The organism is Anaerobacillus sp. MEB173 (assembly GCF_052119505.1).
Classification (GTDB): Bacteria; Bacillota; Bacilli; order Bacillales; family JBJMAU01; genus JBJMAU01.
Genome location: NZ_JBJMAU010000005.1, coordinates 276089 through 298572, shown reverse-complemented (window position 1 = coordinate 298572; position 22484 = coordinate 276089). Strand labels below are relative to the sequence as shown.

Genomic DNA, 22484 nt, shown 5'->3' with positions numbered 1-22484 from the left:
CCTTTTTACTTTGCATTGATTATAGAAAACTTCGTTGCACTTTTTGCCAAAATGAATTGTGTTTTAATTTTAATGTTTTGATTTTTTTCTCAGCAAGACGTAAAGTAATCATCTCCGCATGCTGGATACTTAATGCCTCATTATCGACACCCATAATCGGATGGTCATTGCCATCTTGAATGATTTTTATCGTCAGTGATCGCTCACCGCCAAGAATAAAAGATGTTCCTAATGTTCGGTACGTATTATTATTTAGTGATGCTAGTTCACTTACTTGTAAAGATGGAAGCTTAGGATCAACAATCGCTCCTCTTACTGATTTGTTGTAGGCAGTGCTCCCGGTCGGTGTAGAAATGATTAACCCATCACCTCGAAACGTCTCAAAGTGAAGATCGTCAATGAAAACATCCATTACTAATGTCTTAATTACATTTGATCGAATAGTACATTCATTTATACAATAAAAAGGCTTTTGACCATCAATTGAAACTTCAATAACCGCATTACGCCACACTTCAAGTTGTTCGTCCTCTACAGCTGTAATCATTGCATTTGGATCCTTAATATCAAAATCAGTATAAAAACCTAATTGATCAATGTTAATCCCTACATAAAGGCAGTCTTCACGAAAATCAGTTTTGCGAATTGCTTGCAGAAAGGCGTTATCGCCACCAACACTTGCAATAATGTCTGCATCACGATAATCTGAAACAAGTGTGAAGTTATGTTTCTTGGCAAAGTCTCTTAGTGGTTCGATTGCTTTTGTCATTTCTTCTGTTTGCTTATAAAAAAAGTACAAATTTCTGCGGTTAGGCATGTAATCATGTCCCCTTTACTATGAAGTTCACTATGTTAGTATTACTGAAATACTAAAATTTAGTATAGTATTGATAATTTGAAACCTCAAGACACTTTAGCCGTATGTTGTAAAGACGCAATTATCAAAAGATTAAAAGAAAGATTTTCCATATGTAGGAGGGTGAAAATGAGCAAAAAACGTTGGCTTGCTTTAGGTATTGCAGTTGTTCTACTTCTAGCATCAACAGCATTTAATATGATGTCTGCGGTAGCTTTTGGAAATTGGGAAAATATATTTGAAGGAACAGAAGATCCATGGATTGAACGGGTGATTGAAAAGGGAGAGGGGAATGGAAAGATCGTGCTCTTGTCGCTTAATGGTGTCATTCAAGAGGCCCATGATGCACCATCCTTACTGGGGAGTGCAACGTATCACCATCGAAATTTTCTTTCAATGCTTGATCGCGCAGGAGAAGATCCGTTTGTTGAAGGGATCATTATTCGAGTCAATTCTCCGGGCGGAGGGGTTGTAGAGAGCGCTGAAATTCATGACAAAATTACAGAGATTCAAAGTGATTACCAAAAACCGATTTACATATCAATGGGCAGTATGGCAGCATCAGGTGGATATTATATTGCAGCTCCGGCCGATAAAATTGTGGCGAATCCCTCAACGATTACAGGTTCATTAGGTGTTATTTTTCAAACCATTAATGTTTCTGAACTTGCCGAAAACTTTGGGGTGAAAGTAGAAACCGTCAAAAGCGGTCCGTACAAGGATATTATGTCATCAACAAGGGAGATCACTGATGCGGAAAGAGCGATTCTTCAATCGATGATTGATGAATCATACGATCAGTTTGTTGATGTCATTGCTACCGGAAGAGGACTTTCAGAGGAAAAGGTAAGACAGCTGGCTGATGGTCGAATCTATACGGGAAAACAAGCAAAGGAATTACAATTAATTGATGAACTAGGAAGCTTAGAAACAACGATTGAATTGCTTCAAGAGGAAATTGGAAGAGGAAATTTAGAAGTTGTGAAATATGAAACGGCATTTGGCTTCGGTTCTTTCTTTTCAATGGCTGCTCAGAAGATGTTTTCAAGTGACTTTGAGTTAATAGGTTTAAAGGAAGCTCTTTTAAAACCGAACTCTCCTAGTTTAATGTATTTATATTCAGAATAGGGGGTGGCGGGATGGAAGTAACGTATGATGAACAGGAGAAGCTAGAGAATAAGGCAGACGATCTATCCACATCACGAACTATCCGTTTTGCTGGGTTCTGGATGCGTTTTTGGGCCTATTTACTCGATCTGGTCGTTGTCTTTAGCTTAAATGGAATCCTAGCTTATCCAGTGCTCAGATGGTTAGGGATAGTAGAGGTTGAGTATTTCATTTTTTCCATTGAAGCTCTAATCACAGCGCTTGTTGGTTATGTTTATTTCATGGTTATGACGAAGTATGGTGGTCAAACATTGGGAAAGAAAGTGTTTGGGTTAAAAGTCGTTGGAAAAGAGAACGATCAATTATCATGGTCAACGGTTATATTCAGAGAATTGATCGGAAAGTTTATTAGTCAGACTTTGCTTTTTATTGGGTACCTCATTGTTGCTTTTTCAAAAAAGAAACAGGGAGCTCATGATTGGATTGCTGATACGTATGTCATCCATGAAGAATAAAATATAGACTGTAAACCTGCTGGTTCATACTAGCAGGTTTATTTATGTTTGTAAGAGGTCATAATGGAAAAGTATGGAGAATGAATGGAGTTGAGTATGTAACATATGCATTGGGGATTCATTGTATTATTAATTATCATCTTCATTGTCATTCTGATCATGATTACAAAAGTGAACATAGAACTTTTCTATGCTCATGATCAAGACAATGATGAATTAACAATAAAGTTTAATGCCTGGTTTGGATTGTTATCCTATACGATGTCTGTCCCTCTCATTAAGGTCGATAAGGACTCAGCATCGATTATTATTGAAGAAGAACAAAAAGTAGGTCAAAACGATCTTGAGGATAAAAAAAGAAAAATAACCCCAAATCTAATTATTAATAAAATGAAGGAAATGCAAGATTTTTTAAGACACGTTAAAGGTTTACATAAAATTATGCGGCATTTCTTAAAGAATATTTCAGTGACAAAATTTGAATGGCAGACACAGCTTGGGATTGGGGATGCAGCACACACTGGTGTACTAGCAGGAATTGCATGGGGAATTAAAGGTACCGCAATTGGCATTGTCTCTCATTTAATGTTGTTAAAGACGAAACCAAAAATTGCTGTACAACCAGCCTATCAATCTAAGCAATCGTTCACAAGATTAAGATGTATGTTTTCTTTTCGAATAGGGCATGCTATAGGCGCGGGAATTAAGATCGCTAGACATTGGAAAAGGAGGAAGAAAAAATGGCAGACCATCCTATACAAGACTTAATGAAAACGGCAATGGAAAATTTAAAAGAGATGGTAGACGTAAATACAATTGTTGGGGATCCGGTGGAAACACCCGATGGAAGTGTTATACTCCCTGTTTCAAAGGTTGGTTTTGGGTTTGCAGCTGGAGGTAGTGAGTTTGTTGTTGAACAAAATGGCTCTAATGTCCAAGGAGCAAACGGAAATGAACACCCTTTTGGTGGGGGTAGTGGTGGCGGTGTATCCATTACACCGATCGCTTTTCTCATCGTAAATTCTTCCGGTATTAAGATGGTTCATTTAGATAGCAATACTCATCTCTATGAAAAATTGATTGATTTTGCACCACAAGTTGTAGATAAAATTCAGCAAATGTTAGGGAATAACAAACAACAATCGACAACAATGTCCAATCAAACGACACAGACTATGAATAATCCAATGGGGACTCAACCACCGCCAATTTAATAATTATATAAAGATAGGGTTAACACATTGTTAACCCTATCTATAGTTATCACGCACGTAAGCATCTTAGTTGCAATTATTTATCTATACCATTTATACTGAGCACTGTACATAGTTAAATTTTAGGGAAAAATAGAATACTGTTAATCAGGGAGGGTGTTCAAATGGCAAATGTAACGTTTAAAGGGAATGCAGTAACAATTTTAGGTAATGAAGTGAGTGTGGGGGATACAGCGCCAGATTTTAATGTATTAGCAAATGATCTTTCAGCTGTATCATTAGCAGATTCTAAAGGACAAGTGCGATTAATTAGTGTTGTACCGTCTTTGGATACTGGAGTCTGTGATGCTCAAACTCGCCGTTTCAATGAGGAAGCAGCCAAGTTAAACAATGTTAAGATTCTCACAGTGAGTGTTGACTTGCCATTTGCTCAAAAGCGTTGGTGCGGTGCAGCAGGTATTGAAAATGTTCAAACATTATCTGATCACCGTGATCTCTCTTTTGGTCAAGCATATGGCGTTGTAATTGAAGAATTACGTCTATTAACTCGCGCAGTTTTCGTTGTTGACAGCAATGATAAAATTGTTTATGCAGAGTATGTTCCAGAAGCAACTGATCACCCAAATTATGAAGCTGCAGTTGAAGCTGCAAAATCAGCGAAATAATACTTGATGATACAAAAGGGGATGTCTCTAAAGCAAGTAACAGCCACCTCGATCACAAAATCTAGCAGGTAGTGGAACCTTTAGATTCTGTATACGTTCGGGAGAGCTTTTCACTTATGAGACTTCCCTTTTTTAAATGAAAAATATTTGTTACGATTATGGCTGTACATAACTGGATAAGAGTAGTAGGTGCGAATAATTGAAGAAACAACAGAAAGGAGTGTTGTCTGCGTGACAACGAGTTCGATTGAAAAATTATTTCTTGGACTTGATGAGTCTGCCATTCTTCTTCAGGAAAAACTGGAGCTTACATATTTAGAATCTTTAATAGAAGTTGGCGACATCCTGTTTCAACAAGAAGTCCCGCATCAATTTGATGATATAACAACAAAAAGGCTAAAAAATCATTTACTCTCAATTAATCTTCAAGAATTGACTGCGGAAGATATCCGTAAATCCTATCAATTAGCGATATTAAAAGGAAGTAAAGAGGCGATTCAGCCTAACCATTCAATGACACCGGATGCGGTAGCTTTGTTTATGAGTTACTTAGTGAACAAAGTCATCGGAGGTCGTAAGGATGCTGCTATTCTTGACCTGGCTCTAGGCTCAGGCAATTTACTGACAGCTATCTTAAATCATTCTTCTCATCATCTGCGAAGCTATGGAGTTGAAGTTGATGAAACACTCCTCCGTTTAGCTTATGTGAATTCTAACCTGCAACAGCATAAGCTGGAATTGTTTCATCAAGACAGCCTAAAACCGTTATATATTGATCCAGTCGATGTTGTCGTAGCTGACCTTCCGATAGGGTACTATCCAAATGATCAGGTTGCAAAAAAATATAAACTAAGAGCGGATGAAGGTCACTCTTATTCTCACTATTTAATGCTTGAACAAGCATTGAATTATACGACTGAAGGTGGATATCTGTTATTTATCATTCCTAATCACTTTTTCCAAGGTGATCAAGCGCCAAAACTCCATTCCTTTATTAAAGAAAAGGCAGTTATTCTTGCGTTATTGCAATTGCCGCTTTCCATGTTCAAAAATGAAGCACAAGGCAAGAGTATTTTTTTATTACAGAAAAAAAGTAACAATGTAAAAGCCCCTTCGCAAGCCTTATTAGCAGAACTGCCATCATTTTCAAAACAGTCTGCCTTGAGTGATATGGTTACCCAAATTGATCAATGGTTTAAAAAGGAACTTGGGATATAGTCTTGTAAGAATGGGTACATTACTTGATAATGGTAACGTATTCAGTTTGCTGAAAATAACGAATATTACTGTTATCCTATAAAGTTAGTCAAGAAGTATTGTAATTGCGTTCTAGTGGTGTTTAAATAAGGAAGGATTTCATCATATTTGGTAGTTTATTTAGAAGGGGTCTAGCCTCTTCTATTTTCATTTTCAGATATTATTATTAAATTATGAATATTCAACGAGAAGGAGCTGTATAAATATGGCAAAAATTATGGCGATCAATGCAGGAAGTTCGTCATTAAAATTTCAATTGTTAGAAATGCCAAAGGAAGTAGTTGTAACAAAAGGGCTTGTTGAGCGAATTGGTATGGATGACTCTGTGTTCGCAATTGAAGTAAATGGTGAGAAGAAAAAGGATATAAGCAATATTCCAGATCATGCTGTGGCTGTTAAATTATTATTAGATAAATTAACAAGTAACGGAATCATTTCTTCATTAGATGAAATAGAAGGTATTGGACATCGTGTTGTTCACGGTGGAGAAAAGTTTAACGATTCCGTTCTCATTACTGATGAAGTATTAGAAGGAATTGAAGAAGTATCAGAATTAGCACCGCTACATAACCCAGCGAATGTTGTAGGAATAAAAGCATTCAAAGAGGTCCTTCCAAATGTACCAGCTGTGGCCATCTTTGATACGGCTTTTCACCAAACGATGCCAGAACAATCATTCTTATATAGTCTCCCTTATGATTATTATAAAAAATATGGGATACGTAAATATGGGTTCCACGGAACTTCACATAAATATGTTTCAGAACGTGCGGCAGAATTATTAGGCAGACCAATTGAACAACTGCGACTAATCTCATGTCACTTGGGAAATGGGGCAAGTATCGCTGCCATTGAAGGTGGAAAGTCAATTGATACATCAATGGGATTTACTCCGCTTGCTGGTGTGACAATGGGGACACGTTCTGGAAATATTGATCCAGCACTTATTCCGTACATTATGGAAAAAACAGGTCATACAGTCGATGAAGTGCTTAACATTCTAAATAAGAAGAGTGGATTATTAGGAGTCTCCGGCTTCTCTAGTGATCTGCGTGATATTGAAGGACAAGCAGAAGAAGGGAACCACCGGGCTGAGCTTGCGTTAGAAGTGTTTACATCACGAATTCATAAATACATTGGTTCCTATGCGGCAAGAATGTATGGTGTGGATGCTATCATTTTCACTGCAGGTATTGGTGAAAATAGTGATGTCATTCGTGAGAGAGTACTTAGAGGTCTTGAATTTATGGGCGTCTATTGGGACCCGGCACTAAATAAAGTCCGAGGGAAAGAAGCCTTCTTAAATTTCCCGCATTCACCAGTTAAAGTACTTATCATTCCTACAAATGAAGAAGTAATGATCGCTAGGGATACTGTTCGTGTATCGAATCAATAATAAAGTGGAAGCTGCTGATTATTTAACCAATCAGTGGCTTTTTTAATTTTTTTTACGTGTCACATTGTAATATTCATAATGGTAACGATACAATAGAGATAAGGAAATAGTTGGGTTTTGAAGGAAGAGGAGGGATTTCGATGGGCTTAACAGAGCATGAGCAACGGATTTTAGCTGATATTGTAAGATGGGAAAATAGTTATTTTCAGTATGAGGCAACAGACTTTGAATTGACGTATCATAAATGGATGAAACAGAATTATAGTAAATTAAAAGTCAGTCAACAAAGAAAACTATTAAATACGGTTGATAACTTTCTTTTTCATTTGCATTCATTAATTCAAAATTCTACATATCAGCAGGAAGCAAGTGAGAGAATTCTTGATCAGGCACGTATTTTTAATCGGGATATCCAAACTATTCAAGATATGCAATATTTAAAAATCGAGCAGTTAATTTATATTGTGAATCAGCAAATTGCTAAGCAACGCCTTGTTTCTTTTGCTCAAGGAGGACTAGCTGGTATGGGAGGATTGTTATTACTTGGGACGGATTTAGCAGCAGTTGTTGCGATTAACTTACGATCCATCCAACTAATTGCTTCTACATACGGCTATGATTTAAAGAGACCAAATGAAATGATGCTGGCATTAAAACTATTTCACGCTTCAACATTACCAAAAGGCTTACAGCATGAAGCATGGCTCACACTGGAAAAAGAAATTGTCCAGTATGAGGATGAATGGCAGCAGTATTTCTACAGTGGAGAAGATGATGCTGTTACGGATGTATCGTGGCTGCAACAACCAATCCGACAAATTGTAAAAGCGATAATTATCGTAGCGCTTCGAAAAAAGCTCATCCAAGGTGTACCACTATTAGGAATGGCATTTGGGGCAACGATGAATTATCAATTAGCAAGACAAACAACCGAATTCGCCCACCGCTTCTACCAAAAAAGATTTTTACTAGAAAAAGCATAAAAAAACAAACAGGCAACGACTGCCTGTTTGTTTTTATGATTTTTATCTATTGCCTCTTTGAAACACATACAACAATTCTAAATTCTACATTTTTAATTCTAAATTGTATTACTGATGTACAATTTCCGGTTCTAAATGTTGATTCATGCGGTACCAAATCCATAAATCATTGATTGTTGAGGCTAATTCAGAGATTTCATCGTTTAATATACAAGAGCGAATAAAATTCTCTTCTCTATTTAATTGTGACTGCTTTCTATTAATTTCAAACTCTAATTCAGCAATTCGATCAGGAATTCGTCCTCGAATGATTTCCCATTGTAATAGGATATCTGCTTGGGTGCCGTCATCGTATGCATCCCAATCATGGCCAAGTAACGGAATTGAAATACCTAATCGTTTATCAAAAACAAAATCATATCTCATCTTGACACCTCCGTTCTTATAATATTGTACACAATAGTTCATAAAATTGTAACAACTTTTTAATAATAAATCTAGAACTATAGTAAAAATCATCAATCTTTAAACTAACTTTTAGGATTGAATTTATTTTTATACTTTTTTATGAATAAGTATTGCAAATTTATACGATAGTTGTTAAAGTAATGATATTAATAAAGCAACTACTTAAGCAGGTATAAAAAGACCGCTTATTTTTTCGAAAAGCAATGTATAAAAATAATTAAATGAGTATGTATATTCATATATGGAGGGAAAGTAACAATGAGTAAGGAAAAGATTGTATTAGCATATTCTGGTGGATTAGACACTTCAGTTGCAATTAAATGGCTTCAAGAGCAAGGATATGATGTGATTGCGGTTGGATTAGATGTAGGAGAAGGGAAAGATCTTGATTTCGTAAAAGAAAAAGCTCTTAAAGTAGGAGCAGTTGAATCATATACAATTGACGCAAAGAAAGAATTTGCTGAAGGATATGTATTGCCAGTATTACAAGCTCACGCAATGTATGAAGATAAATATCCGTTAGTTTCTGCATTATCCCGTCCTTTAATCTCTAAGAAACTAGTTGAAATTGCAGAGCAGGTTGGAGCAGTGGGAATCGCACACGGTTGTACTGGTAAAGGAAATGACCAAGTTCGTTTTGAAGTATCAATTCAAGCATTAAATCCCGATTTAAAGGTGTTTGCACCTGTTCGTGAATGGCAATGGTCAAGAGACGAAGAGATTGAATATGCCAAGAAACATGATATTCCAATTCCAATTGATTTAGACAACCCTTATTCAATTGATGCAAACCTTTGGGGACGTGCAAATGAGTGTGGAATTCTTGAAGACCCTTGGGCAACACCGCCTGAAGGTGCATATGCAATGACTAAGCCGTTAGAGGAAACTCCAGATACGCCAGAAATTATTGAAATTGGTTTTGAAAAAGGTGTACCAGTTTCATTAAATGGGGAACACTATCAATTAGATCAATTAATTTTAACGTTAAATGAAATTGCCGGCAAACATGGCGTTGGACGTATTGATCATGTTGAAAACAGATTAGTAGGTATTAAGTCTCGTGAAGTATACGAGTGTCCAGCAGCAATGACATTAATTAAAGCACATAAAGAATTAGAAGATTTGACGTTACCAAAAGAAGTTGCTCACTTTAAACCAGTTATTTCAATGAAATTAACCGAAATTATTTATAATGGACTATGGTTCTCGCCATTACAACCAGCGTTACTTGCTTTCTTAGAAGAAACACAAAAATCAGTAACTGGTGTTGTACGTGTGAAACTCTTTAAAGGTCATGCAATTATTGAAGGCAGAAAATCAGAATACTCATTATATGATGAGAAGCTGGCAACATACTCAAAACACGATGAGTTTGACCATGCAGCAGCTGTTGGATTTATTTCTCTATGGGGACTTCCAACAAAAGTTCACAGTATGGTAAATAAGAAGGGAGTCAAACTTTAATGAAGCTTTGGGGCGGGCGCTTTACAAAAAGCGCTGAAGAATGGGTTGATGCATTTGGTGCATCAATCCATTTTGATAAAAACTTAGTGGAAGAAGATATTCAAGGAAGCTTAGCACACGTAAAAATGCTGGGAAAATGCGGCATTTTACAAGAAGAAGAAGTTGAAAAAATAACTAATGGCTTAAACGTCATTTTAAAGAAAGCACAAAATGATGAGTTGGAATTCTCTGTTCATAATGAAGACATTCATCTAAATGTTGAGAAGTTTCTTATCGATGAGATTGGACCAGTCGGTGGAAAGCTACATACAGGTCGCAGCCGTAATGATCAAGTGGCAACAGATATGCACTTATATTTACGAAATCAAATCAAAGAAATTCTTGATGGGGTTAAGGGGCTTCAGCAGGCATTACTTACTCAAGCAAATCAGCATGTTGAAACACTAATTCCTGGTTACACACATTTACAACGTGCGCAGCCGGTTTCATTTGCCCATCATTTAATGGCTTATTTCTGGATGCTTGAACGTGATTATGGACGTTATGAAGACAGCTTGAAAAGGGTCAATATTTCACCACTGGGAGCAGGAGCATTGGCGGGAACGACTTTCCCAATTGACCGTCATTATAGTGCAGAACTTTTAGGTTTTGACGGCATCTATGAAAATAGTCTTGATGCAGTAAGTGACCGTGACTTTATTATTGAGTTTTTAAGTGCTTCATCAATGCTAATGATGCATCTTTCACGTTTATGTGAAGAAATTATCCTATGGTCTTCTCAGGAATTCAATTTTGTTGAAATGGATGATACATTTGCGACTGGAAGCAGCATTATGCCGCAAAAGAAAAATCCAGACATGGCCGAATTAATCCGTGGGAAAACAGGACGAGTATACGGAAGTTTATTCTCGCTGTTAACGATTCTTAAGGGATTACCGCTTGCTTATAATAAAGATATGCAAGAAGATAAAGAGGGTATGTTTGATACGGTTGAAACAGTAAAAGGATCGCTTAAGATTTTTGCTGGGATGATTGAAACGATGACTGTGAAAACAGAGAACATGGAAAAGGCAACAAACTCTGACTTCTCGAATGCGACTGAGCTAGCCGATTATTTAGCTAGTAAAGGGATGCCATTTAGAGAGGCACATGAAGTTGTCGGTAAACTTGTGCTACATTGTATTCAGAAAGGTATTTTCTTACTTGACCTTCCATTTGCAGATTATAAGGAAGCAAGTGAATTATTTGAAGAGAATATCTATGATGTTCTTCAACCAAAAACTGTAGTTGCTCGTCGAAATAGTGCAGGTGGGACTGGTTTTGAACAAGTCAAAAAAGCATTGGAAATCGCTGAGCAAAAAATAAACGAAAAAAAACTTTAACGGATTTCCGTTAAAGTTTTTTTCGTATGAGAAGCATTTTTGGTTTATGAACGGACGATTAATACATCACATTTTGAATGACGTGTAATCGCTTCAGATACGCTGCCGATGAAGAATCGTTCGACAGCATTTAACCCAGTTGCACCTGAGACAACTAAATCAACTTCATATTTTTGAACAATATCTTTAGGAATTTTCACTTTTGGTGCCCCAAATTCCAATACAATTGAAACGTTAGGAACACCTGCTTTTTCAGCTTGTACTTTACACTCTTCCAACATTTCTTTCCCATATTGTTCAGCACGGGTAATAATTGTACGATCATAATGCTCAACAGTCGCAAATGATCTAGTATCAATAACGTGTGTAATAATTAATTTTGCTTCATCTTTTTTAGCTATATCAATTGCTTTTGCAAATGCTTTTTTAGACTCATCTGAACCGTCTATAGCGACTAATATAGTTTGATAGTTTTTTGACATAGGAATCATTCCTCCTTAATATAGCAATCATCTACTACAAATTCATTATAGCATGAATTTTTTGTAAATTATGTGAACAAAAGGTCTTAGTGTGAACGTTTCATGAATAATTTTAGTGCATAATAAAAGTCGAATAAAATGGAGTAAACAAACGAAAGTTAAAGAAGAATTTCGCCATATTACTATTGCAAAAAGGTTTTGCAGATGGTCATTAATGGAAAGAAAGGAGGTAGAATTATGAAGGAAAAACCATTCAACGATTTCGAATATGATCAAGATGGAGAAATGATCGTATATCAACAAGTGATGAATTCTTATTATAATGGTGCTGCCGAACTTACATCGGAAAAGAAAGAAAACGAACAAAATAATGAGCAATAAGCAAGCTGAGAATCATTAGAGCGTGTCTTTAATGGTTCTTTTTGGTTTGGCCGTTGGGTATACTAAGTACAACATAGTTAGAAAGCGGTTTTCTTTTACTATTTTTTCTAATAATAGTATGATTTTATTGACTAAAGAATAATTAAATATAGAACGATGAGCTCATGAAAATGTTCATTACAGATTAGCCAGGGATTGGGGGAAATCGGATGCGTCATGCTTTAATAACTGCTGGAACAAAAGGATTAGGCAAGAAGGTCACGGAGAAACTACTAGAACAAGGTTATTCCGTTACTGTAAATTATCGAAGCGATTATGAAGCAGTTAAGAGGTTCAAAGAGGATATGATCTTTGATGAAGCACGCGTGCATTTTGTACAAGGGGATGTAACAAAGAAAGAGGATATATACCGTCTTATTGATGAAGCTTATGAAAGGTTCGGTCGAATTGATTTATTAATTAATAATGCTGGCCCATACATTTTTGAACGGAAAAAATTAATCGATTATGAAGATGATGAATGGTATGAAATGATAGAAGGTAATCTGAGTGCTGTTTTTCATATGGTCAAAAAAACGATCCCAATTATGAGAAAGCAAAAGTTTGGCCGAATTATTACGTATGGGTTTCAAGGAGCGGGGGGAGCACCCGGCTGGATATATCGCTCCGCTTATGGAGCGGCAAAAGTTGGGCTCTTGTCCTTGATAAAAACAATTGCAATTGAAGAAGCGGAATATGGGATTACCGCAAACATGGTTTGTCCAGGAAATATTATTGGTGATATGAAGGAAGCGACAATCGAAGAATCAAGACAAAAGATCGATCATTCAACACCAATCGGCCGTTCGGGAACGGGAGAGGATATTGCGAGAACGATTGCTTTTTTGTGTGAGGATCAATCAGATATGATCACAGGCACTGTAATTGAAGTGACAGGTGGAGTCGATGTGATTCATCGATATCGGTAAGTATAAAAAACCACTTTTTACCACATCTTAATAATGAGGTGAAAAGTATGAGCAAAATAATGAACAAAAACAAAATTGGATATGTTTTTATTGCTTTTATAGCCATGTTTTTATCAGTTGTCATGCCACAGCCAGTCACTGAAGCATCTTTAATGCAAAGTTTTTCAGTGAAAATTACGGTTATTGATAAAGGTGTTGAACACGAATGGGAATATCATAGCCCTTCCAAGTATGAGTATGAAACAGGCGAAACCGTTATTAAAAATGAGAAAGCAAAAACAGAAGTAGAGAAAATGATGAAACTATTAAACATTTCTGAGAAAGCAACAGTTGAGGAGATGGTCGATTCATTAAAGAAGAATGGCTTTGAAACAATCGAACGTTTGGATGTTCGTTGGATGAATGGTGAGAGCCAATTGTATACGTGGGTTTGGGAAAACGATCAAAGAGAAAAGTAAGTGAGGTGAACCGTGTGAAAATCGGAGTGCCAACAGAAATAAAAAATAATGAAAATCGTGTGGCGATGACGCCGGCTGGCGTTGTTACTTTGGTGAACCATGGGCACGAAGTACATATTCAAAAAGGAGCTGGCATTGGGTCTGGGTTTACGGATGAACAGTATAAAGATGCTGGGGCGATCATCGTTGAAACAGCTCGTGAAGCATGGTCCATGGAGATGGTGATGAAAGTAAAGGAACCATTGCCGGATGAATATGATTATTTTTATGAGGGGCTCATTTTATTTACGTACCTCCACCTAGCGCCGGAGCCAGAATTAACGAAGGCTTTAATTGATAAAAAAGTTGTTGGAATTGCCTATGAAACCGTTCAACTTCCAAATGGTTCTCTTCCTCTACTGACACCAATGAGTGAAGTTGCTGGAAGAATGGCCGCTCAAATTGGTGCGCAATTTCTAGAAAAGCCAAAAGGGGGCAAAGGTGTTCTTTTATCTGGTGTGCCAGGCGTGAAGAGAGGGAAAGTGACGGTTATCGGTGCAGGTGTTGTGGGAACAAATGCTGCAAAGATTGCTATCGGCCTAGGTGCAGATGTAACCATTATTGACTTAAATCCGGAGCGCCTGCGACAAATAGATGATATCTTTGGGAACGAAGTCAACACAATTATGTCTAACCCGCTCAATATTGCTGAAGCTGTGATGGAATCTGATCTTGTCATTGGTGCTGTATTAATCCCAGGGGCAAAGGCACCACGTCTGGTTACAGAAGAGATGGTCAAAGCAATGCAACCTGGATCCGTCATTGTAGATGTTGCGATTGACCAAGGTGGAATATTCGAAACGACCGATCGAATTACAACACATAGTAACCCGACGTATGAAAAGCATGGTGTCGTTCATTATGCTGTAGCAAATATGCCTGGAGCTGTTCCACGCACTTCAACTATTGCTTTAACAAATGTAACAATTCCATATGCCCTGCAAATTGCTAACCGTGGCTATGTAAAAGCATGCTTAGATAACTCGGCATTAGCTAAGGGAATTAACACCTTAAGCGGATATTGTACGTATCAAGCTGTCGCAGACATCCACAATCTAGAATACGCAGATGTCGTGAATTTGTTGGAATTACAGAAAAGCAATTAATAATGTATAATTAATAATGAATAATTAATAATTGAAAACAAAGGGAGAATGACGTTTTGACACGTCAATCTCCCTTTTAATGATTTATTGAGTGTTTTTCAAAAGAGTCTTCTATGTGGTACTACTACAATAATTATAAATTATAAATTATAAATTATTAATTATTTTATGATTTGCATTTCTTTCGGGTAGTTCGTAAGGCATTCGTGACCGTTGTCTGTGACTAACACATCATCCTCAATACGTACGCCGCCAACGTTTGGAACATAGATTCCAGGTTCTATCGTAAACACCATTCCTTTTTGGAGGAGTGTATCGTTATTTTCACTCATGGACGGATATTCATGAACATCAATGCCTAAACCATGACCAATGCGGTGTGGAAAATGGGCACCGTAACCCGCTTGTTCGATGATCGTACGAGCTGTTTTATCGATATCGCCTGCCCGTGTGTTTGGTTTACTGACGGAAAGTGCAGCTTCTTGTGCCTGTAGTACGGTTTGATAAATCCTTTGTTGTTCTTCTTTTGCTTCGTCGATAATGACGGTTCTTGTAATATCAGAACAATAGCCGTTAATGACTACACCGAGGTCAAATAAAACAAAATCTCCGGATTGAAGCTCTTTTAGTCCCGGATGACCATGAGGGTCAGCTGACTTTTCACCACTTAGCACCATCGTTGAAAAGGACATTTTATTGATTCCTTTTTTCTTAAGTTCGAATTCAATTGTTGCTAAAATTTCGAGTTCTGACTTGCCCTTTTTAATGGCGTTAATTCCTATCTCAACACCAAAATCGGCGTATTCAGCAGCCTCACGCAGTATAGATAACTCGCTATCATCTTTCAGCATTCGCATCGTATGCAATTTCGTTTCGACGGATTGAAATACTGCCCCGGGAAAGGAGTTTTGCAGCAACTCGGCACGGTAGTATGTTAGGTGCTCCTTCTCAATAGCAACTTGGTCAAACGCAATTGTGCGTTTCTGTATTTCCTGTTGTAAAAGCCCCCAAGGGTCGTCAGAATCGCTATAGCCAATAACAACACCTTGCCATCCTGTTGAACGAGCTTGGGCGACCTCCATGTTCGGACAAATTAAAAAAGCCTCACCATCAGGAAAAACAACCGTACCTAATAAACGCTCATGTGGTTCACAATAAAAACCAGATAAGTAAAAGACATTCGCTGTTGAAGTGATCAAAGCAAATGAATGTTGTTGTTCTTTTAACCATGAAGAAAGTTCATGAATTCGTCTGTTCATCCAATACACCCCTTTTCTCTCATAGATAACCTAACATTAGCAAAAGAACTCACCGTTAACAAGAGAGGGGGGAGTGTAGAGTTTAGAGTTAATTAATAATTAATAATTAATAATGTAGAATTTAGAATTTAGAATTGGTGAGAGTAATTCAGGTTGCTTTTTAAGACTGCGAAGAAAGTTCTTACAACAACTCTAAACTCTAAACTCTACACTCTAAACTTTACATTGCTTTTTTGAATCTTTTCCCCACTTTTATCCGTATAGATTATTGTGGGGTTAGTTTATTACGTATACTAAATGAAAACGAATGGAGGAGATGTTGATGTTTAAGTTTTTTGGTCGTGTGAAAACGGTGATGAGTTCTGAGTTAAATGCCCTTTTAAATAAAGCTGAGAATCCTGTAAAGATGTTAGATCAAATGTTGCGCGATATGGAGAAGGATTTAGCGGAGGCTGAAGCGACAGTTGCCAGACAAATGGCGAATTGCAAAATGCTCGAGAAGAAAGTGGATGACGCAAGAAATTCAATTTCCAAACGTGAACATCAGGCAATCCAAGCACTCGAAGCAGGTAATGAAGATTTGGCACGGCGTGTCATTGAAGACAAACAAAAACTACAAGTGAATTTTGAAACATTAGATGAGTTGTATCAAGTGGCAAAAACCGATGTTGAAGATCTTCAGCAAAAGTTAAAAGAAATGAAAGAAGAATATCATTCGATGAAGATTAAGAAAGATTCCTTGAAAGTCAGAGCGGAAACAGCAAAGATGAAAACAAAAATGAATCGTTCGATGTCGGCAATTGGTAGTGATCATACGAAACAAGGTTTTGAAAGAATGGAAGAAAAAATTCTCCAATATGAAGCAGAGGCAGAAACAACTTCTGATTTACATGTATCAAAAAGTTTAGATGAAGAACTTGCTTCATTACATGGGAATCAAGAAGTTGAAAACGAATTAGAACAATTGAAGCGCAAATTAGGGAAAGAGTAAATCTTTCCTTTTTTTTGTTCCATTTCTTTGTTGGTAAAGTTCGCAAATAAGTCAGAAATTACATTTTATGATAAAATAATAAACACAAAAGAAATATAGGACAATTTAACAAACTTGGAGAGTGTCTATGAAACTTAAGATATTTCTGAATTACGTAGCACTGACGATAGGCTCGATTATTGTAGCGGTCGGGCTTGAATTGATTTTGGCACCAAATGATTTAGTCGATGGCGGGGTTACAGCATTAGCCATTATGAGTAATTCGATCTGGGGTGTACCGATTTATGTTGTTTTTGTATTATTAAATTTACCGACGCTCTTGTTTGCGGCTAACTTAATGGGGAAACGATTCATTTTTCGAACTATCTATGCAAACGTGGTGACAAGTATTGCGCTCTATCTATTAGCTCCGATGCCGGCGATCACATCATCTGAAGTGCTCATTGTCCTATATGGTGGTTTGATTCTCGGCTTAGGTATTGGTTTAGTTGTCAAGGCAGGAGGAGCGATTGACGGAACGGAAATGATTGCGATGTGGGTGAATAAACGGTATCACATTCCGATCAGTTCGTTTTTATTAGCAATCAATGCCGTAATTCTGACTGGAGCGGCATTTGTCTATTCTTTAGAAAAAGCAATGTTTAGTTTTGCTGTATTTTATCTTGTTTCAAAAACAATTGATTTTGTGCTTGACGGTTTAAATCAAGGAAAATCGGTTACAATTATTTCGGAGCAGCCTGATAAAGTAGGCGAAGTTCTATTAAGAGAGCTTGATGTACAAATTACATACTTATACGGTGAAGGTGGATACTCCGGGGAAAAACGCAAAATTATTTACTGTATTACGAATCGCTTTATCTACCCGAAATTAAAAGAGGTGGTTCTATCGATTGATCCAAGTGCTGTTTTGGAAGCATCATTTGTAGCAGAAACTGCCGGAATCAAAAAATCGTCACCAATTCTATTAAGTGCAGAAAAAAATGATGAAAGCAGCAGGAATTCAAGTGCAAAACCGCGTAGAAAAGTGAAGAGGAAAAAAACAAAGTAAAAGGAGCGATTTGAAAATGAAACTTACATATCATGGACACTCCGTTGTGGCAATTGAAACGAATGGAACAAAGATTTTAATCGATCCGTTTTTAACAGGTAATGGTCAATGTCAGCTTAATGCAAAAGATGTAAAAGTTGATGTTATTCTACTTACTCATGGTCATAATGATCATGTTGGTGATACAGTACAATTAGCAAAAGATAATGATGCACTCGTCGTTGCACCGTTTGAGTTAGCTACATATTTAGGCTGGCAAGGAGTGAACGTCCATCCGATGCATATTGGCGGATCACATACGTTTGAATTCGGAAAAGTAAAGTTAACACAAGCATTCCACGGCTCAAGTGCGATAGATGAAGAAAAGCAAACAATTGTTTATACAGGTATGCCAAGTGGTATTTTGTTCACGGCAGAAGGGAAAACAATTTACCATGCTGGTGATACAGCATTATTCTCTGATATGAAGTTAATTGGTGAATTAAACGAGATTGATGTAGCTTTTTTACCGATTGGTGATAATTTTACTATGGGTCCAGAGGATGCAGCCATTGCAGCAGAATGGCTGAAAGCAAAAAAAGTCGTTCCAATTCACTACAATACGTTTCCTGTTATTGAACAAAGCCCAGAACAATTTGCAGCAAAGTTAAAGAATGGTCAAGGGGTTACGTTAGCTTCCGGAGAATCATTAGACATTTAAATCGTTAGTGGACGTGTATTTGTAAATACACGTCTTTTTTATGTTTTTCCTCATACAATAATGTATAGACAAGTACATTGATTCTGAATAAGGGGGATGCCAGTAATGAAACAACGTCTTTTTTTATGTCTGCTTCTAGGGTTAGCACTTATTTATTATGCACTGCCACGGTTGTCATTTGATGGAATGGCAACTGTTCTATTTTCAAGTTTATGGTTATTTTTTGCTTTCTGTGTTGTTAGTGGCAATTTAATAGGAATGTTATATGGAAAAAAGAAACAAAGAAGCCGTCGTCCACAGAAGAAAGTGAAGAATACTGATCAACAAAAACGCCAATATGGACTATAAGTCATTGCTGTTAGTTACTTTCACCTGTATAATAAAATAGTAGTACAGTTTATAATACAGTTTTGGCAAATCGAAGAAATACAGCCAAAACGAGTGAAAGTATGGTGATGAGGCTTGGCAACAAAACATGAACAAATCTTAGAATATATTACATCTCTGGAAATTGGACACAAAATTTCAGTTAGGCAAATAGCTAAAGCATTAACAGTCAGTGAAGGAACTGCCTATCGTGCCATTAAAGAAGCTGAAAACCAAGGATTAGTAAGTACAATTGAACGTGTTGGAACGATTCGTATTGAAAAGAAACAAAAAGATAACATCGAAAAGTTAACATTTGCTGAAGTGGTTAATATTGTTGATGGACATGTTTTAGGCGGACGAAACGGTTTGCATAAAACGTTAAATAAATTTGTCATTGGTGCCATGAGGCAAGAGGCAATGATGCGCTACGTTGAAGCTGGCAATCTATTAATTGTCGGAAACCGTGATCTCGTTCATAAACTGGCGCTGGAAGCGGGATCAGCTGTACTAATTACTGGTGGATTTGATACGAACGATGAGGTTAAACAATTAGCTGATGAATTAGAGCTGCCAATTATTTCTACAAGCTACGATACGTTTACAGTAGCGGCTATGATTAACCGGGCAATCTATGACCAGCTTATTAAAAAAGAGATTGCTCTTGTTGATGATATCTTAATTCCGTTACAGGATACATTTTATATGACGACATCAAACACTGTTGAAAAATGGTATGAGTTAAATGATAAAACAGGTCATAGTCGTTATCCTGTAATCGATGAAAATATGAAAATACAAGGGGTCGTCACATCAAAAGACGTTATGGGAGCCAATCGTATGACTCCAATTGAAAAAGTAATGACGCGTAATCCGATTACAGTAAATGAGCGAACTTCAGTTGCTGCTTCCGCTCATATGATGGTATGGGAAGGGATTGAATTGTTGCCGGTTGTTGATCAGCAGCGTAAACTGTTAGGAATTATTAGCCGTCAGGATGTCCTAAAAGCATTGCAAATGATTCAACGACAACCGCATGTAGGGGAAACAATTGATGATATCATTACAAGTCGTTTTAAAGAAGTGACAAGCGGCTCGGAGCCTTCGTACATCTGTGAAGTGACTCCACAGATGACAAACCAGTTAGGAACGATTTCATATGGTGTTCTTACTACGCTCGTAACTGAAGCAGGAAGCAGGGTGCTTCGTCAGTATAAAAAGGGCGATCTTGTAGTAGAAAACATTACAATTTACTTTATTAAACCAGTCCAAATAGAAAGTAAAATTGATATTCATCCAAAAGTATTAGAGATTGGGAGAAAATTCGGTAAAGTTGATGTTGAAATCTTCCATGAAGGAAATATTGTTGGTAAAGCATTAATGATGGCCCAATTAATCGATCGGTAACGTATGAAAAAAGGGGATGTCTCATAGCAAGTAACAGTCGCCTCGACGACATAATATAGAAGTTGATCATTGATGTAACTCCTATATTTTGTAAACATTCGAGGAGAGCTGTCACTTATGAGACATCCCCTTATTACTTACTTTGATTGACGGCTTTCTTCAATTACCAATGGTAAAAAGTGCTGATAAGCTCTATAGCCAAGGACAATATTAGCAATACCAAGCAGAGAAAATACGATTCCGACTGTTATTGCTACCCATGTTCCAGTATAAATGATTTGATTAAGTCCAAATGAAACCAGAAACACACCTAAAGCAATATTCGCTTTTGTCTGAATCCATTTCTTCTCCATTGGCGCATTTGAACGCCAAAACTTTACTTTAAAATAAAGGAAGAATACAATGGAAAAAACTACAAAGATTGTAAAAAACATCGCTCTTTATGATCCTCCTATCTACATACCCTATTTCACATTTATTGTATCGTTTCTTGGTAGGAAAAGCTATAGCTATTGAAAATGGTAATTATTTAACGAAGGGGAAGATTTGAATGAAAACAAAAATTATCGAAAAAATAAAGGAATTTAATACGATTATTATTCACCGCCATGTCCGTCCAGATCCTGATGCGATTGGATCACAAGCGGGTTTGGCTGAGATGATTAAAGCGAGTTTTCCCGACAAACAAGTATACATTGTTGGTGAAGAAGAACAATCTTTAACATTTTTAGAAGAAATGGACACTATTTCAGATGATATGTATCAAGGTGCATTAGTCATTATTTGTGATACAGCGAATGTTGAACGAATTAGTGATGAGCGGTACAGCATGGGCAATTTCATTATTAAGATTGATCATCATCCAAACGAAGACCCGTACGGTGATCTCATTTGGGTCGACACGAGTGCAAGTTCTGTTTCAGAGATGATTTGTCAATTGCATGAGGCTGGCAAAAATTCCGGCTTTGTTTTAAATCAAAAGGCAGCTCGATTACTCTATGCTGGTATCGTCGGTGATACAGGTCGCTTCCGCTTTCCAAACACAACTGAGCATACATTTCGTTTTACGAGTGAACTGGTGAAGGTTGGTTTTTCGCGAACAGAATTATATGAACAGTTATACAAAAAAAATCTAAAAGTCGCTCGCTTTGAAGGCTATATTTTGCAAAAGTTCCAAGTCACTGATGCTGGTGTCGGGATTATGAACTTACCGAAGGAATTACTTGAGGAGTTTCATGTATCAACAAGCGAAGCCTCACAGCTTGTTAATACATTTTCAAATGTTGAAGGATTAACGGCGTGGGTATTTTTTGTAGAGGAAGCTGATGGTGAACTAATTCGTGTTCGGCTCCGTTCAAAAGGTCCACAAATTAATCAAATTGCCGCTCAATTCGGCGGTGGAGGACATCCACTAGCAGCAGGAGCCTCCGTTACAGCCTGGGAAGACACAACAAAGGTTGTGGAATTACTTGAGGAAGTGTGTTCAAACTGGAGTTGAGAGTTTAAAGTTTAGAGTTTAGAGTTTAGAGTTGTTTGTGGGTAAAAGCTTAGGAAGATTGTTTAATATTAAGTAAAAAGGATCACCTAAGTTTTTAGGTTGATCCTTTAATTTTAAGCATTTTTGTTTGGACTTCGAAGTAATACTCAGTTATAAATCTAAACTCTACATTCTAAACTCTCAACTATTTTTTCACCGGTATAAACCAAGAGCCTAGCTCAGTTTGGTCGATGTGCACTTCGATCCCTAGCTTTGCCAGTTCTTTTTTTACTAATTCAGTTACTTCTTTTGTTTCCGCATAGGCTGAGTATCCGGCTTTTATTTTTTCAACTTTTGCTCTTGCCAATTCCTTTTTATTTATAATCATCAATTCCACCCCCGGTAATTAGGAAATACTTATTAAGACACTATAGATAATAGGATAGTCAATTCATCATTCTTGTTATCTATATTATAATGCAAAATCCTAATATT

Annotated in this window: 26 protein-coding genes; 20 read left to right on the top strand and 6 right to left on the bottom strand. The window is 37.0% G+C overall.

The genetic code is table 11. The features are described from left to right. Positions 1–19 precede the first annotated feature (19 nt). A complete protein-coding gene (locus ACJ2A9_RS13265) occupies positions 20–817 on the bottom strand; it encodes an NAD kinase (RefSeq protein WP_441422144.1) in 798 nt (265 codons plus the stop codon). 168 nt (positions 818–985) lie between these two features. On the opposite strand from ACJ2A9_RS13265, the gene sppA reads away from it, so the two are divergent. From sppA to ACJ2A9_RS13225, 8 genes are all read left to right on the top strand, one after another. Next, positions 986–1984 (top strand): signal peptide peptidase SppA, encoded by a 999-nt coding sequence (gene sppA / locus ACJ2A9_RS13260; RefSeq protein ID WP_441422143.1) that lies wholly within the window; start codon positions 986–988, stop codon positions 1982–1984. Positions 1985–1995: 11 nt separating this feature from the next. Then, positions 1996–2478, top strand: coding sequence for an RDD family protein (locus ACJ2A9_RS13255; protein WP_441422142.1), 483 nt, complete (start codon positions 1996–1998; stop codon positions 2476–2478). 105 nt (positions 2479–2583) lie between these two features. Next, a complete protein-coding gene (locus ACJ2A9_RS13250; RefSeq protein ID WP_441422141.1) occupies positions 2584–3246 on the top strand; it encodes a DUF2953 domain-containing protein in 663 nt (220 codons plus the stop codon). Then, positions 3219–3692 (top strand): GerW family sporulation protein, encoded by a 474-nt coding sequence (ytfJ, locus tag ACJ2A9_RS13245; RefSeq protein WP_441422140.1) that lies wholly within the window; start codon positions 3219–3221, stop codon positions 3690–3692. The genes ACJ2A9_RS13250 and ytfJ overlap by 28 nt, the downstream gene beginning before the upstream one ends. A gap of 164 nt (positions 3693–3856) precedes the next feature. Continuing rightward, positions 3857–4357, top strand: a complete 501-nt coding sequence (tpx, locus tag ACJ2A9_RS13240) for a thiol peroxidase (RefSeq protein ID WP_441422139.1) — start codon at positions 3857–3859, stop codon at positions 4355–4357. Between the two features lie 231 nt (positions 4358–4588). Beyond that, complete coding sequence (locus ACJ2A9_RS13235; protein WP_441422138.1) at positions 4589–5575, top strand: class I SAM-dependent methyltransferase; 987 nt, start codon at positions 4589–4591, stop codon at positions 5573–5575. 244 nt (positions 5576–5819) lie between these two features. Continuing rightward, entirely contained in the window at positions 5820–7010 is a 1191-nt protein-coding gene (locus ACJ2A9_RS13230; RefSeq protein WP_441422137.1) for an acetate kinase, read from the top strand. A gap of 140 nt (positions 7011–7150) precedes the next feature. Next, a complete protein-coding gene (locus ACJ2A9_RS13225) occupies positions 7151–7993 on the top strand; it encodes an EcsC family protein (protein ID WP_441422136.1) in 843 nt (280 codons plus the stop codon). A 108-nt stretch (positions 7994–8101) separates the two neighbouring features. Here ACJ2A9_RS13225 and ACJ2A9_RS13220 read toward each other — a convergent pair whose 3' ends face one another. Next, the gene (locus ACJ2A9_RS13220; protein WP_441422135.1) at positions 8102–8419 is read right to left on the bottom strand and encodes a hypothetical protein; all 318 of its coding nucleotides are present in this window, start codon (positions 8417–8419) and stop codon (positions 8102–8104) included. 300 nt (positions 8420–8719) lie between these two features. Here ACJ2A9_RS13220 and ACJ2A9_RS13215 point away from each other — a divergent pair, with 300 nt between their 5' ends. Together ACJ2A9_RS13215 and argH are read left to right on the top strand one after the other, a co-directional pair. Then, positions 8720–9925, top strand: coding sequence for an argininosuccinate synthase (locus ACJ2A9_RS13215; RefSeq protein WP_441422134.1), 1206 nt, complete (start codon positions 8720–8722; stop codon positions 9923–9925). Beyond that, positions 9925–11307 carry an argininosuccinate lyase gene (gene argH, locus ACJ2A9_RS13210; RefSeq protein ID WP_441422133.1) on the top strand — a complete coding sequence of 461 codons (1383 nt, stop codon included), beginning with the start codon at positions 9925–9927 and terminating at the stop codon, positions 11305–11307. The genes ACJ2A9_RS13215 and argH overlap by 1 nt, the downstream gene beginning before the upstream one ends. Before the next feature lie 44 nt (positions 11308–11351). On the opposite strand, the gene ACJ2A9_RS13205 is transcribed toward argH, so the two are convergent. Beyond that, on the bottom strand, positions 11352–11789 hold the full coding sequence (locus ACJ2A9_RS13205; RefSeq protein WP_441422132.1) for a universal stress protein: 438 nt from the start codon (positions 11787–11789) through the stop codon (positions 11352–11354). Between the two features lie 237 nt (positions 11790–12026). Here ACJ2A9_RS13205 and ACJ2A9_RS13200 point away from each other — a divergent pair, with 237 nt between their 5' ends. From ACJ2A9_RS13200 to ald, 4 genes are all read left to right on the top strand, one after another. Further along, positions 12027–12170, top strand: a complete 144-nt coding sequence (locus ACJ2A9_RS13200) for a hypothetical protein (protein WP_441422131.1) — start codon at positions 12027–12029, stop codon at positions 12168–12170. Positions 12171–12379: 209 nt separating this feature from the next. Beyond that, the gene (locus tag ACJ2A9_RS13195) at positions 12380–13138 is read left to right on the top strand and encodes an SDR family oxidoreductase (RefSeq protein ID WP_441422130.1); all 759 of its coding nucleotides are present in this window, start codon (positions 12380–12382) and stop codon (positions 13136–13138) included. 47 nt (positions 13139–13185) lie between these two features. Next, the gene (locus ACJ2A9_RS13190) at positions 13186–13596 is read left to right on the top strand and encodes a hypothetical protein (protein WP_441422129.1); all 411 of its coding nucleotides are present in this window, start codon (positions 13186–13188) and stop codon (positions 13594–13596) included. A gap of 14 nt (positions 13597–13610) precedes the next feature. Then, complete coding sequence (gene ald / locus ACJ2A9_RS13185; RefSeq protein WP_441422128.1) at positions 13611–14741, top strand: alanine dehydrogenase; 1131 nt, start codon at positions 13611–13613, stop codon at positions 14739–14741. Between the two features lie 161 nt (positions 14742–14902). Here the strand turns inward: ald and ACJ2A9_RS13180 are convergent, their stop codons facing one another. Beyond that, entirely contained in the window at positions 14903–16000 is a 1098-nt protein-coding gene (locus tag ACJ2A9_RS13180) for a M24 family metallopeptidase (protein WP_441422127.1), read from the bottom strand. 322 nt (positions 16001–16322) lie between these two features. On the opposite strand from ACJ2A9_RS13180, the gene ACJ2A9_RS13175 reads away from it, so the two are divergent. From ACJ2A9_RS13175 to ACJ2A9_RS13155, 5 genes are all read left to right on the top strand, one after another. Beyond that, complete coding sequence (locus ACJ2A9_RS13175) at positions 16323–16991, top strand: PspA/IM30 family protein (protein WP_441422126.1); 669 nt, start codon at positions 16323–16325, stop codon at positions 16989–16991. 127 nt (positions 16992–17118) lie between these two features. Beyond that, a complete protein-coding gene (locus ACJ2A9_RS13170) occupies positions 17119–18039 on the top strand; it encodes a YitT family protein (RefSeq protein ID WP_441422125.1) in 921 nt (306 codons plus the stop codon). Positions 18040–18055: 16 nt separating this feature from the next. Further along, positions 18056–18739 carry a metal-dependent hydrolase gene (locus ACJ2A9_RS13165; RefSeq protein WP_441422124.1) on the top strand — a complete coding sequence of 228 codons (684 nt, stop codon included), beginning with the start codon at positions 18056–18058 and terminating at the stop codon, positions 18737–18739. 105 nt (positions 18740–18844) lie between these two features. Beyond that, the gene (locus ACJ2A9_RS13160; RefSeq protein ID WP_441422123.1) at positions 18845–19087 is read left to right on the top strand and encodes a hypothetical protein; all 243 of its coding nucleotides are present in this window, start codon (positions 18845–18847) and stop codon (positions 19085–19087) included. 114 nt (positions 19088–19201) lie between these two features. Continuing rightward, a complete protein-coding gene (locus ACJ2A9_RS13155; protein WP_441422122.1) occupies positions 19202–20512 on the top strand; it encodes a DRTGG domain-containing protein in 1311 nt (436 codons plus the stop codon). A gap of 137 nt (positions 20513–20649) precedes the next feature. Here the strand turns inward: ACJ2A9_RS13155 and ACJ2A9_RS13150 are convergent, their stop codons facing one another. Further along, complete coding sequence (locus ACJ2A9_RS13150) at positions 20650–20946, bottom strand: YtpI family protein (RefSeq protein WP_441422121.1); 297 nt, start codon at positions 20944–20946, stop codon at positions 20650–20652. Between the two features lie 116 nt (positions 20947–21062). Between ACJ2A9_RS13150 and ACJ2A9_RS13145 the strand changes: the two genes are divergently transcribed. Next, positions 21063–22010: a DHH family phosphoesterase gene (locus tag ACJ2A9_RS13145; protein ID WP_441422120.1), complete on the top strand. Its 948-nt coding sequence runs from the start codon at positions 21063–21065 to the stop codon at positions 22008–22010. A gap of 184 nt (positions 22011–22194) precedes the next feature. Here ACJ2A9_RS13145 and ACJ2A9_RS13140 read toward each other — a convergent pair whose 3' ends face one another. After that, a complete protein-coding gene (locus ACJ2A9_RS13140) occupies positions 22195–22377 on the bottom strand; it encodes a hypothetical protein (RefSeq protein WP_441422119.1) in 183 nt (60 codons plus the stop codon). Positions 22378–22484 lie beyond the last annotated feature (107 nt).